At 69.9% G+C, this 12,099-nt stretch carries 11 protein-coding genes; 5 read left to right on the forward strand and 6 right to left on the reverse strand.

Features of this window, described 5'->3' with window-relative positions:
• Nucleotides 1-315: 315 nt before the first annotated feature.
• Nucleotides 316-1,119 (forward strand): dioxygenase family protein, encoded by an 804-nt coding sequence (locus ABD262_RS10750; RefSeq protein WP_344135452.1) that lies wholly within the window; start codon nucleotides 316-318, stop codon nucleotides 1,117-1,119.
• 185 nt (nucleotides 1,120-1,304) lie between these two features.
• On the opposite strand, the gene ABD262_RS10755 is transcribed toward ABD262_RS10750, so the two are convergent.
• Nucleotides 1,305-2,381 (reverse strand): NAD(P)-dependent alcohol dehydrogenase, encoded by a 1,077-nt coding sequence (locus ABD262_RS10755; RefSeq protein ID WP_344135455.1) that lies wholly within the window; start codon nucleotides 2,379-2,381, stop codon nucleotides 1,305-1,307.
• Between the two features lie 125 nt (nucleotides 2,382-2,506).
• Between ABD262_RS10755 and ABD262_RS10760 the strand changes: the two genes are divergently transcribed.
• Genes ABD262_RS10760 through ABD262_RS10770 form a run of 3 tightly spaced genes read left to right on the forward strand, consistent with a single transcriptional unit; the run spans nucleotide 2,507 to nucleotide 4,834 of the window.
• A complete protein-coding gene (locus tag ABD262_RS10760; RefSeq protein WP_344135458.1) occupies nucleotides 2,507-3,226 on the forward strand; it encodes a TetR/AcrR family transcriptional regulator in 720 nt (239 codons plus the stop codon).
• Nucleotides 3,223-3,624: a VOC family protein gene (locus ABD262_RS10765; protein ID WP_344135461.1), complete on the forward strand. Its 402-nt coding sequence runs from the start codon at nucleotides 3,223-3,225 to the stop codon at nucleotides 3,622-3,624. The genes ABD262_RS10760 and ABD262_RS10765 overlap by 4 nt, the downstream gene beginning before the upstream one ends.
• 37 nt (nucleotides 3,625-3,661) lie before the next feature.
• Complete coding sequence (locus ABD262_RS10770) at nucleotides 3,662-4,834, forward strand: MFS transporter (RefSeq protein WP_344135464.1); 1,173 nt, start codon at nucleotides 3,662-3,664, stop codon at nucleotides 4,832-4,834.
• Nucleotides 4,835-4,886: 52 nt separating this feature from the next.
• Here ABD262_RS10770 and ABD262_RS10775 read toward each other — a convergent pair whose 3' ends face one another.
• Both ABD262_RS10775 and ABD262_RS10780 read right to left on the reverse strand, forming a co-directional pair.
• Nucleotides 4,887-5,207 (reverse strand): hypothetical protein, encoded by a 321-nt coding sequence (locus tag ABD262_RS10775; RefSeq protein ID WP_344135467.1) that lies wholly within the window; start codon nucleotides 5,205-5,207, stop codon nucleotides 4,887-4,889.
• A gap of 12 nt (nucleotides 5,208-5,219) precedes the next feature.
• Complete coding sequence (locus ABD262_RS10780) at nucleotides 5,220-6,983, reverse strand: sodium:solute symporter family protein (RefSeq protein ID WP_344135470.1); 1,764 nt, start codon at nucleotides 6,981-6,983, stop codon at nucleotides 5,220-5,222.
• Between the two features lie 140 nt (nucleotides 6,984-7,123).
• Here ABD262_RS10780 and ABD262_RS10785 point away from each other — a divergent pair, with 140 nt between their 5' ends.
• A complete protein-coding gene (locus ABD262_RS10785; RefSeq protein ID WP_344135473.1) occupies nucleotides 7,124-7,555 on the forward strand; it encodes a DUF1801 domain-containing protein in 432 nt (143 codons plus the stop codon).
• 78 nt (nucleotides 7,556-7,633) lie between these two features.
• On the opposite strand, the gene ABD262_RS10790 is transcribed toward ABD262_RS10785, so the two are convergent.
• Genes ABD262_RS10790 through ABD262_RS10800 form a run of 3 tightly spaced genes read right to left on the reverse strand, consistent with a single transcriptional unit; the run spans nucleotide 7,634 to nucleotide 12,035 of the window.
• Complete coding sequence (locus tag ABD262_RS10790) at nucleotides 7,634-9,673, reverse strand: ABC transporter ATP-binding protein (RefSeq protein WP_344135476.1); 2,040 nt, start codon at nucleotides 9,671-9,673, stop codon at nucleotides 7,634-7,636.
• A complete protein-coding gene (locus tag ABD262_RS10795) occupies nucleotides 9,670-11,406 on the reverse strand; it encodes an ABC transporter ATP-binding protein (protein WP_344135479.1) in 1,737 nt (578 codons plus the stop codon). The genes ABD262_RS10790 and ABD262_RS10795 overlap by 4 nt, the downstream gene beginning before the upstream one ends.
• On the reverse strand, nucleotides 11,406-12,035 hold the full coding sequence (locus ABD262_RS10800; protein ID WP_344135482.1) for a TetR/AcrR family transcriptional regulator: 630 nt from the start codon (nucleotides 12,033-12,035) through the stop codon (nucleotides 11,406-11,408). The genes ABD262_RS10795 and ABD262_RS10800 overlap by 1 nt, the downstream gene beginning before the upstream one ends.
• Nucleotides 12,036-12,099: the final 64 nt, after the last annotated feature.

Raw genomic sequence — 12,099 nt, forward strand, 5'->3', positions numbered from 1 at the left:
TCGGCCTTGTCTGAGCCGCTCAGTTGCCACGATCCTCCCCGAACGCCGGGTGCCCCCTGGCTTCCTTCAGCCTCTGCGCGATGCCCTCCTGCCGTCGCCGTCGACCCCCAGGCGGCCTGGGGCACACGCCCGACGGTCGCCACGAGGACGAGAATTGTCATGCACGCGCGAACCCATCGACGAATCATCTTCGAACTCCCCCGCTCCAGATCAGCCGCTACTGACGGCTCTTGGGTCGGGACGCTTGAGCGCGGTGCTCATGACACGGGGAAAGAATTAGTTGAAGGTTCAAGTAATGTGGAGTACGCTTGCCCCATGAGCGAGACGACCACCACCACCCGCCAGCCCGTGCTGTACCTCAGCCACGGCGCGCCACCACTGGCCGACGACCCGGTGTGGACCGACCAGCTCTCGACCTGGGCGACCCGCTTCGACAAGCCCGCGAACATCCTGATGGTCTCGGCGCACTGGGAGGAGGCGCCGCTGTCGCTGTCCGCGACGACCGGCGACGTGCCCCTCGTCTACGACTTCTACGGCTTCCCGCGCCACTACTACGAGGTGACGTATGCCGCGCCGGGTGCGCCCGAGCTGGCCGCCGACGTCGCCAAGCTGATGCACTCGTCCGACACCCCGGTCCACCGCGACGAGACCCGCGGCCTCGACCACGGCGCCTACGTGCCGCTCGTCGAGATGTACCCCGACGCCGACATCCCGGTGCTGCAGATGTCGATGCCGACCCTCGACCCGCGGGCGTTGTTCGACCTGGGTCGCAAGCTCGCCCCCCTGCGCGACCAGGGCACGCTGATCGTCGGCTCGGGCTTCACCACGCACAACCTGCGCTGGTTCAACCCCGCCGCCGGTCCCGACGGCACTCCCCCCGCGGCGTCGTCCGAGTTCGACAACTGGGCCGCCGAGGCGCTCGAGCGCCAGGACGTCGACGCCATCCTCGACTTCATGCACAAGGCTCCGGCCGCCCGTGAGGCCCACCCGCGCACCGAGCACTGGGCACCGCTCTACGTCAGTCTCGGCGCGGCCTACGAGTCGGGCAGCCTGGACAACGAGAGCGTCATCGAGGGGTTCTGGTTCGGGCTGAGCAAGCGCTCCTGGCAGTTCGCCTGACCCTGTCACCCCTCCCTTCCCGCACTTGTTGCGTCCTCGTCGTCACTGAGGCGCCGAAACGGCAACCTCGTGACCACCTGCGCACAACAAGTGCGGGAGAGCTCGGACTTGTTGCGTCCTCGTCGCCACTGAGGCGCCGAAACGGCAACCTCGTGACCACCTGCGCGCAACAAGTGCGGGAGAGCTCAAGGGATGACGACGGACTTCCCCTTGGCATGGAACTCGCCCTGCACCCGGAGCGCCTCGGGGGCGTCGGCGAGCGCCCAGCGCCGGTCCATGACCGGCCGCACGAGGCCGCGAGCCACCAGGTCGATGAGGAGCTCGAGGTCGGCCCGGCTGCGCGAGGCCACCTTGAAGGCCGGCGCCCGGCGGCTGCCGAACGCGAAGTGGACCGGCACGCTGAGCATCCGCGGCATGGGGTGCAGCCACTTCGACTTCGGCGACGTGACCATCACGTAGCTGCCACCGGGCGAGACCAGGCGACGGCTGTCACGCAGGGTCAGGCTGCCGGCATTGTCGAAGAACAGGTCGAAGGTCTCGCCCAGCGCCCGGACGTCCTCGCGGGTGTAGTCGACGACCCGGTCCGCGCCGGCCCGGCGGGCCGCGTCGACGTTGCCGGTGCTGCACACCGCCGTCACGTGCGAGGCGCCCAGTGCCTTGGCGAGCTGGACGGCGAAGCTGCCGACGCCACCCGAGGCGCCGTTGACCAGCACCCGCTGCCCCGGCTCCAGCCGCCCCCAGTCGCGCAGGCCCTGGAGCGCGGTCTCGGCAGCGACACCGATGGTGGCGGCCGTCTCGAGGTCGACGCCCTCGGGCACCGGCACCAGCCAGTCGGCCGGCGCCACGACGAGCTCCGCGAACGCTCCCCCGGATACCTCGCCGAACACCCGGTCGCCCGGCTGCAACCGCGTGACCGCCGATCCCACAGCCTCGACGACCCCGGCGACGTCGGCCCCGGGCACCTGCCGCTTGGGCCGGCGCAGACCCAGGGTCGGACGCGCGAACATCGGCAGCCCGGTGACGTAGTGCCAGTCGAGGGCGTTGACCGAGGCCGCCGCGACCCGGACGAGCACGTCGTCCGGACCGACCTCCGGCACCGGCACGGTCTTGACGACCACGACCTCCTCCGGGCTGCCGTAGCGCTCGTGCACCGCGGCGCGCATCGTCGTGGGCAACGGGCCGGGAGGCCGCGGGGCGGCGTGGGTGGGCTGGGCGGCGACGCCCGGCTCGGCGGACGGACTGGCGTGGTCGAGGTCGGTCATGGGAGCTCCCGGGGTAGGTGTTACTTACGGTGTAAATATACGGTGTAAGTTAGACCTACGGCGTAAGTCTGTCAACGATGGAGAGCTAGCATTCGTGACGACCCACGCATCCGACCGGAGGCACCGTGACCGACACCGTCGCCCGCGACACCGCGAAGGACGCACCCCGCACACCGCTCAGTCGCGAGCGGATCATGCGGGCGGCGGTCGAGGTGGCTGACGCCGAGGGCATCTCGGCGGTCTCGATGCGCCGGATCGGCCAGGCGCTCGGCGTCGAGGCGATGTCGCTCTACAACCACGTCGCCAGCAAGGAGGCGTTGCTCGACGCGATGGTGGAGCAGGTCGCGACCGAGCTCGTCGCGGCGGTGGCGTCGCTCGACTCCCCCGACCCGGCGACCGACTGGCGTGGCGCCCTGCGCGCCCGGGCCCTGGCCGCCCGGGCGGTGATGCTGCAGCACCGGTGGGCTCCGGGTGTCCTCGAGACCCGCACCACGATGAGCCTCGACATCGTGCGCTACTACGACGGGGTCGTCGGGATCCTGCGGGCCGGCGGCTTCAGCAACGACCTCGCCCACCACTCCCTGCACGCCCTCGGCAGCCGGGTGGTCGGCTTCTCCCAGGAGCTCTTCGACCCGGGTGACGCCGCGGCCGGCGACGCGTCGGAGGAGATGCTCGCGGCGATGGCGAGCCAGATCCCCCACCTGGTCGAGATGCTCGGCGAGGTGGCGCACGACGACCCCGGCTCCACCCTCGGCTGGTGCGACGACCAGACCGAGTTCGAGTTCGGACTCGACGTCGTGCTCGACGGGCTGGAGCGCCGCCGGGCTTCTACCGTGGTCCCATGATCACCGCCCTGCACACCCTGGTCTACGCGCACGACCCGGCCGCGGCCCGCGACTTCTTCCGCGACGTGCTGCGCTTCCCCGCGACCGACACCGGTGGCGGCTGGCTCATCTTCCGCACCGGGCCGAGCGAGCTCGGGGTGCATCCGTCCTCGTGGGAGCACGCCGGCGAGCCGGGTGGCACCGACCAGCGGTTCGACCTGTCGCTGATCTGCGACGACCTCGAGTCGACCATGGCCGAGCTCGAGGAGCGCGGCGCCGTGTTCGAGGGGGGCGTGACCCAGCAGTCCTGGGGCACCACGGTGCAGCTGGTGGTCCCCGGCGCGGGCACCATGACGCTCTACCAGCCGCGCTACGACCCGCCGGCGCTGGGCAGGTCCGAGCTCGAGGCGATGTGGTGACGGCGGGCGTGCCGACCGCGGCCCCGACGACCGCCGCGTGAGCGACCTCCCGAGCTGGGTCCGGTGGCTGCTGGTCGGCCGGTTCGTCAACGCCCTCGGCTCGATGGCCTGGGTCTTCATCCCGCTCTATCTCGTCTCCGACCGTGGCCTGAGCGAGGGCGCTGCGGGGTCGGTCGCAGCGGTGTGGGGCATGGGGATGATCGCCGGCAACCTCGCCGGTGGGTCGGTCGGCGACCGCTTCGGGCTCCGCCCGACACTGGCGCTGGCCTCGCTCGCCTCGGCCGTCGGGTGCCTGCTCGTCCCGACGACCCCCACCGCGGCGCTTCCGGTCGTGTTGGCGCTCATGGGCGCCCTCGGCGGCATCGGCCGACCGGTGTCGTTCGCCCTCGTGACGAGCGCCCTCCCGACCCAGCACCGCCGCCAGGCGACCGCGTGGATGCGCGCCGTCAACAACGCTGGCACCGTCCTCGGCCCACCACTGGGCGGCCTGCTGGCGGTGCACCACTTCGGCGCGATCTTCGTCATCGACGCGGTCGCCAGCCTGATGATGCTGGGCGTGGTGCTGTTCGTCGTGCCGACCGCGCCCCGCCTCCCCCTGCCGGACGGCACCCCTACCCGACTGCTCGCGGCGTTGCGCCAGGACCCACGCTTCCTCCTGCTCCTGCTGACCGTCGTCGCCGCCGACACCGCCTACCGCTTCGCCTACTCCGCCGTGCCGTGGCAGCTCGACGCCCTCGGTGCCGCGCCGTGGATCTACGGCACGACCATCTCGCTCAACTGCGCGCTCATCGTGCTGTTCGAGCCGTGGCTCGCGCACCGGTTGCGCGACCGCGCCCCCGAACGCCTGATCGCCCTCGGCTTCCTGCTCGTCGGCGTCGGCTGGGTGGTCGTGGCGCCGGCACCGGGCGTCGTGCTGGTGCTGGTCGCAGTGGCCGTCGTGACGGCGGGCGAGATGCTCTACAAGCCGACGGCCACCGCCCACGCGTCGGACCGAGCACCCGAGGGGATGCACGGCCGCTACCAGAGCCTCTACGGCGCGGCCTCCATCGGCGGCACCGTCCTCGCGCCACCGCTCGCCGGCGCGCTCTTCGAGCTGAGCCCGCGGCTGATGTGGGTGTGCGGCGGCGCGCTCGGCGTGGTGGCTGCCGCCGTGCTCGCCTTCACCGGCCGCCAGGCCCTGCGCCGCCAGCCGGTCGACCAGACGCACTGACGGGTATGCCGGGTGGTGGCCACCCGGCATACCCGCCAGTCGCGCTCCGGTGTCAGTGGCCGCCGGGGCGGCGGCGCGGCGCCGGGCGGGTGGGGTCGTCCGCGACCGGCTCCACGTCGGCCGGGACGACGATCGGCTTCAGCCGCGCCCACAGCAGGAAGAGGGCACCCGCGACGGCCAGCGCCAGGCCGGTCCAGAGGTTCGCGTTGACCCCGCCGGTCTTGGCCTCCTGGGTGTCCATGAACAGACCCGCAGCCAGCAGCAGCACGCCGTAGATGCTGAGCAGGGCGCCGATGATGTTGCGGATGTCGAACGCGCCGGCGGTGTGGGCGCCTGATGCCTTGGCCGAGGTGTCGGTGTGCTTGTCGGACATGTGCAGCCTCCCTTAGAACGCGAAGTTGAGGACGAGGACCATGACGAGCGCGATCCCTGCGAGGGGCATGGTGCGCTGGTACCACGGGAGGGTGGCCTCCTCGGGGTCGACGAGGTCCTCCTTGGGTGTCTCCGAGTAGACCAGGCCCTTGAGCTCCGAGACCGGTTTCGGCTGGGTGACGAGGCTGACCACGACGCTGAGGACGATGTCGACGACGAACGCCGTCGAGGCCGCGACGAAGCTCGCCCCCTGGCCCGAGAGGGGGATGACGCCCTGGCTCGCCGAGCCGAACGCGTCCTCCGAGAGGAAGGCGACCAGCACCGCCGAGAGCGTGCCGCTCGAGAGGCCGACCCAGCCGGCGGTCGGCGTCATCCGCTTCCAGAACATGCCGAGGATGAACGTCGCGAACAACGGCGCGTTGAAGAACCCGAACAACGTCTGGAGGTAGTCCATGATGTTGGAGAAGCTGCTCGCCAGGGTCGCGGTGAAGATGGCGATGAGCGTCGCCGCCACCGTGGCGAGCCGGCCGATCCGCAGGTAGTAGTCGTCGCTGTGGTCCTTGCGGATGTAGCGCTGCCACAGGTCGTAGCTGAACACCGTGTTGAAGGCCGAGATGTTGGCGGCCATGCCGGCCATGAAGGCGGCCAGGAGGCCGGCGATGGCCAGGCCGAGCAACCCGTTGGGCAGGATGTCGCGCATCAGCAGCAGCAGCGCGTCGTTGTACTTCACGCCCTCCCCGGAGGCGCCGCCCGGCGGGCTGCCGCCGCCCTTGAGATCGATCATCTCCTTGACCAGGACGGCCGAGACCATGCCGGGGAAGATGACGAGGAACGGCACGAACATCTTGGGGAAGGCGCCGATGATCGGTGTCTTGCGGGCCGCCGAGATCGACTTGGAGGCCATCGCGCGCTGCACCTCGACGAAGTTCGTCGTCCAGTAGCCGAAGGACAGCACGAAGCCGAGGCCGAAGACGATGCCCACGACCGACCAGAAACCGGAGTCGAAGCCGGAGAGGGCCTGCCCCGGCCACGACTCGAGCTGCTGGGCCGCCGGGGCCACCTTGGAGCCAGCCGGCTGGGAGTCGGCAAAGGCCGTGATCTTGTCCTTCAGGCCGCCGTAGCCACCCACGCGATGCAGGCCGATGAGGGTCAGCGGCAGGAGCGAGGCGACGATGACGAAGAACTGCAGGACCTCGTTGTAGATGGCGGCGGACAGGCCACCGAGGGTGATGTAGGACAGCACGATCGCGGCCGCCACGATCAGCGCGACCCAGAGCGGCCAGCCGAGCAGCGCGTGCACGATCGACCCGAGGAGGTAGAGGTTGACGCCGGCGATGAGCAGCTGGGCGAACGCGAAGCTGATCGCGTTGACCAGGTGGGCGCCGGTGCCGAACCGGCGGAACATGAACTCCGGCACCGACCGCACCTTGGAGCCGTAGTAGAACGGCATCATCACGACGCCGAGGAACAGCATCGCCGGGATCGCGCCGACCCAGAAGTAGTGCACCGTCGGGAGCCCGATCTCCGCCCCGTTGGCCGACATGCCCATGATCTCGACGGCGCCCAGGTTGGCCGAGATGAAGGCCAGGCCGGTCACCCACGCGGGCAGCGAACGTCCCGACAGGAAGAAGTCGATCGAGTCGGAGACCGACCGGCGGGCCAGGACACCGATGCCGAGCACGAACGCGAAGTAGATCGCCACGAACGTGTAGTCGAGCCAGTTCGCGTCGATGAGGGGCTCGGCAGCGGGTAGCACGAGGGGGGCGAGGGCGTTCACGAGCGACTCCTGGGGTACGTCGGCGGACCTCAGGCCAACCTAGGGCGTATGCCGCGAATCGGCACCCGGGCCGTCGCCACCCCGGCCCGCAGCGCAAGCCCCGGCTCGTCGCGCCGTTGCTAGCATCTGGCCCGATGTCGATGTCCACCGCAGACCAGGTCGAGGCGTACCTCGCCGGCCAACCCGAGCCCAAGCAGGGTGACCTGCGCCGGCTGCACGCGCGCGTCCTGGCGGAGTTCCCCGACAGCCGCTTGTGGTTCACCGACGGCACCGACGACACCGGCAAGGTCGTGGCCAACCCCAACATCGGCTACGGCGCCTCCACGAACGCCTACGCCGACGGCTCGTCGCGTGAGTTCTACCGGATCGGCTTGAGCGCCACCACCACTGGCATCTCGGTCTACGTGCTCGGCCTCGACGACAAGACCTACCTGAAGCGCACCTACGGCGACTCCATCGGCAAGGCCAGCGTCACGGGCTACTGCATCAGGTTCAGGCGCCTCGCCGACGCCGACGTCGACGTCCTCCACGCAGCCATCAGCCACGGCATGCGTCTCGACCCGGACGGCTGAGGAGCCAGCCTGCCGCGGGCGAGGGTATGCCGCGTGGCCGAGGTGGCCACGCGGCATACCGTCCCGCTGGGTCGCGGCTCAGACCTTGGCGCCGGCCAGGTCTGGCGCCGGGGCCTCGCCGGTGTCGAGGTCCACGGCCGCACCGCTGAACTGCGCGGCGTAGAGCTCGGCGTAGGCGCCGCCGCTGGCGAGCAGCTGCTCGTGCGAGCCCTGCTCGACGATCTGGCCGTCGCGCATCACGAGGATGAGGTCGGCGTCGCGGATCGTGGACAGCCGGTGGGCGATGACGAAGCTGGTCCGGTCGTGGCGCAGCGCCGACATCGCCTGCTGCACCAAGAGCTCCGTGCGCGTGTCGACCGAGCTGGTGGCCTCGTCGAGGATCAGCAGGGCGGGGTCTGACAGGAACGCCCGGGCGATGGTGATGAGTTGCTTCTCGCCCGCGCTGATGTTGCCGCCCTCGGCGTCGAGCACCGTGTCGTAGCCGTCGGGAAGCGAGTGGACGAACCGGTCGACGTAGGTGGCCTTCGCCGCAGCCATGACCTCCTCGTCGCTCGCCCCCGGGCGGCCGTAGGCGATGTTGTCGCGGATCGTGCCGCCGAACAGCCAGGTGTCCTGCAGCACCATGCCGATCTCGCTGCGCAGGTTGTGCCGGGTCAGCTCGGTGATGTCGACACCGTCGAGGGTGATCCGACCGGCGTCCAGCTCGTAGAAGCGCATGATCAGGTTGACCAGGGTGGTCTTCCCGGCGCCGGTCGGGCCGACGATCGCGACCGTCTGACCGGGCTCGACGCTGAGGTCGAGGTGCTGGATCAGCGGCTTCTCCGGGTCGTACGAGAACGACACGTCCTCGAACCTCACCCGCCCGTGCGGGTCGTCGAGGGTGGTCGGGGCGACGGCGTCGGCCCGCTGCTCCGGTGCGTCGAGCACGTCGAACACCCGCTCGGCGGAGGCCACCCCGGACTGCAGCAGGTTGGCCATCGAGGCCACCTGCGTGAGCGGCTGGGTGAACTGGCGCGAGTACTGGATGAACGCCTGCACGTCACCGAGGCTCATCGACCCACTGGCCACCCGCAGACCACCGACGACGGCGATGACGACGTAGTTGAGGTTCCCGATGAACATCATCGTCGGCATGATGATGCCGCTGATGAACTGGGCGCCGAAACCGGCGTCGAACAGGTCGTCGTTCTTGGCCTTGAACGCGGCCCGCACCTCGTCCTCGCGACCGAAGACCTTGACCAGCTGGTGCCCCGTGAAGGTCTCCTCGACGATGCCGTTGAGCTCACCCGTGCTCTTCCACTGCTGCACGAAGTGCTTCTGCGAGCGCTTGCCGATAGTCGCCGTGACGACCATCGAGATCGGGATCGTCACCAGCGCGATCACCGCCAGCAGCGGCGAGATGTAGAGCATCATCGCGACCATCGCCACGACGGTCAGCAACGACGTCAACATCTGGCTGAGCGTCTGCTGCAGGCTCTGCGCGACGTTGTCGATGTCGTTGGTGACGCGGCTCAGCAGCTCGCCCCGCGGCTGGTTGTCGAAGTAGGGCAGGGGCAGCCGGTTGAGCTTGTCCTCGACGTCGCGGCGCAGGTCGAAGATGGTGCGGTTGACCGCGCCGGTGAGGATCCAGCCCATCGCCCACGACAGCACGCTGGCGAGAGCGTAGAGCGCCAGCACGAACAGCAGCACCCGCCCCACGGCACCGAAGTCGATGCCGAAGCCCGGCCTGAGGTGGTCCATCCTGGCGAGCAGGTCGGCCTGCTTGTCCTGACCGCGTGACCGCAGCCCCTGGACGACCTGCTCACGGGTCGCGGTGGAGGGCAGCTGCTTGCCGATGAACCCCGCGAAGATCAGGTCGGTCGCCCGCCCCAGGATCTTCGGTCCGACCGCGTTGAGGGTGACGCTGCCGACGGCCAGCCCCAGCACGGCATACAACGACGCCCGCTCGGGCCGTAGCAGCGACAGCAGCCGCTTGGCCGACGGGCCGAAGTTCTGCGACTTCTCCGTGGGCATGCCCAGCGACATCGGCCCCCGGCGGTGACCGGCGTTCGCGCCCGGGCCCCGACGCGCCTCGGCCGCCTTCTCCTCCTCGGTCTTCACACCCTCGGCGCTGCTCATGCCGCGGCCTCCTCTGCAGATCGCTGCGACTCGACGATCTCGACGTAGGTCGGACACGTGTCGAGCAGCTCGTCGTGGCGGCCCGCGCCGACCACCTTGCCGTCGTCGAGGACGACGATGTGGTCGGCGTCGATGATCGTCGAGACCCGTTGGGCCACGACGATGACGGCGGCATGCCGCGTGACCGGTCGCAGCGCAGACCGGAGCCGCGCGTCGGTGGACAGGTCGAGGGCCGAGAAGCTGTCGTCGAACAGGAACACCTCGGGCTTGGCCACCAGCGCCCGGGCGATGGCGAGCCGTTGGCGCTGGCCCCCCGAGACGTTGGTGCCGCCCTGGGCGATCGGCGAGTCGAGGCCCTGCGGCATGGCCCGCACGAAGTCCTCGGCCTGCGCGATCCGCAGGGCGTCCCAGAGCTCGTCGTCGGTCGCGTCGGAGTCGCCGTAGCGCAGGTTGGACGCGACCGTGCCGGTGAACAGGTAGGGCTTCTGCGGCACCAACCCGATCCGCGACCAGACGTCCTCGAGGGCCGCGTCGCGCACGTCCACGCCACCGAGCCGCACCGACCCTCCCGTCACGTCGTAGAGGCGCGGGATGAGCGACACCAGCGTCGACTTGCCAGAGCCGGTGCTCCCGATGATGGCCGTGGTGTGTCCCGGCTCCGCGGTCATCGAGACCCCTTGCAGGACAGGGACGTCCGCGCCGGGGTAGCAGAACTCCACGTCACGCAGCTCGACCGTGGTGCCGGCGCGCGGGATCACGACGGGTGCGCTCGGCTGGACGACCGTGGAGTCGGTGTCGAGGACCTCGGTGATGCGCCCGGCCGACACCGTTGCACGCGGGATCATCATGGACATGAAGGTCGCCATCATGACCGACATGAGGATCTGCATGAGGTAGCTCATGAAGGCGGTGAGCTCCCCGATCTGCATCTGGCCGTTCTCCACCCGGTGCGAGCCGAACCACAGGACGGCCACGGTGGAGGCGTTGAAGATGAGCATGACGATCGGGAAGATCATCGCCATCAGCCGGCCGACGGCGAGGGCGGTGCCGGTGTACTGGGTGTTGGCCTTGGCGAAGCGCTCCTGCTCGTGCTCCTCGCGCACGAAGGCCCGCACGACCCGGATCCCCGTGATCTGCTCGCGCAGCACGCGGTTCACCCAGTCGACCGACTCCTGCATGAGCCGGAACTGCGGGATCATCTTGCGGATCACCAGCGCGACCGACACGGCCAGGGCCGGCACCGCGACGGCCACGAGCCAGGACAGCCCGACGTCCTCGCGCAGCGCCATGATGATGCCGCCGACCATCATGATCGGGGCGGACACCATCATGGCCGCGCCCATGAACACGACGGTCTGCACCTGCGTGACGTCGTTGGTGTTGCGGGAGATGAGGGTAGGGGCTCCGAACCGCGAGACCTCCTGGGCCGAGAAGTCCCCGACCCGGGCGAAGATGCCGGCCCGCAGGTCACGTCCGAGCCCGGCGGCCGACTTGGCCCCGAGGTAGGTGGCGGCGACCGTGGCGACGATCTGCACCAGCGAGACGGCGAGCATCCAGCCACCGGTGCGCACGATGTACCCCGTGTCGCCCTTGGCCACGCCCTCGTCGATGATCCTGCCGTTCAGGCTGGGCAGGTAGAGCGAGGCCATCGTGCCGACCAGCTGGAGCCCGACGAGCCCGGCGACCAGGCCGCTGTAGGGCCTGAGGTAGTCGCGGATGATCCGGATGAGCACTAGTTCTTCCCCCTCGTGGTGCGTGTGGTGGCGGGTGCAGCAGGTCGGGCCAACGCACCCTCGAGCACGACGTCGACGAGCTCCGACGCCGTCGAGTCCTGGCCGTCGAGCATCGGGTGGACGCTGGACAGCGTGAGCATGCGCAGGTAGCCGATGAAGTTGAGCACCGGGATCCGCAGGAGGACCGCGTCGTCGCCGATGAGCTCGGTGAAGGCCCGGTCGAGCTCGGCGGTCCCCTCCTGTCGGCGGCGCAGCGCCTTGGCGTCCATCGGGCGGTGCAGCGGCTGGCCGGACGACTGCAGCACGCTCATCAGGGCGAAGATCCCCTGGAGGTGCGTCTGCATCACGGTGACAGCAGCGGCCAGCCGCTCGCGCAACGGCAGGTCGCGGTCCACGGCCGCCAGCTCGGCCTTCACTGCGGCGGTGTCGAACGCCTCGTGGACGCAGGCGTGGATGATCTCGTCCTTGCTGTCGAACACCCGGAAGATCGTCCCTTCGGCGATGCCGGCCGCCTTGGCGATCTCGCGGGTGCTGATGCCTCGGCCCTTGTCCCGCAGCAACGGGATCGTGGCGGCGATGATCGAGGCCCGGCGGTCGTCGGGGGCCATCGCGGCGGCGCGGGGAGACATGGGGAACAGTATGAGTGAGTGAGCACTCACTCACAAGCGGGTTTTCCACCTGCGCAAACGAGCC

The sequence above is a fragment of the Pedococcus bigeumensis genome (assembly GCF_039531795.1).
Lineage (GTDB): Bacteria > Actinomycetota > Actinomycetes > Actinomycetales > Dermatophilaceae > Pedococcus > Pedococcus bigeumensis.

Coding starts and splice junctions, on each gene's coding strand:
- ABD262_RS10790 (WP_344135476.1), bottom strand. CDS start 9,673: ATGAGCAGCGCCGAGGGTGTGAAGACCGAGGAGGAGAAGGCGGCCGAG.
- ABD262_RS10775 (WP_344135467.1), bottom strand. CDS start 5,207: ATGTCCGACAAGCACACCGACACCTCGGCCAAGGCATCAGGCGCCCAC.
- ABD262_RS10750 (WP_344135452.1), top strand. CDS start 316: ATGAGCGAGACGACCACCACCACCCGCCAGCCCGTGCTGTACCTCAGC.
- ABD262_RS10785 (WP_344135473.1), top strand. CDS start 7,124: ATGTCCACCGCAGACCAGGTCGAGGCGTACCTCGCCGGCCAACCCGAG.
- ABD262_RS10755 (WP_344135455.1), bottom strand. CDS start 2,381: ATGACCGACCTCGACCACGCCAGTCCGTCCGCCGAGCCGGGCGTCGCC.
- ABD262_RS10800 (WP_344135482.1), bottom strand. CDS start 12,035: ATGTCTCCCCGCGCCGCCGCGATGGCCCCCGACGACCGCCGGGCCTCG.
- ABD262_RS10765 (WP_344135461.1), top strand. CDS start 3,223: ATGATCACCGCCCTGCACACCCTGGTCTACGCGCACGACCCGGCCGCG.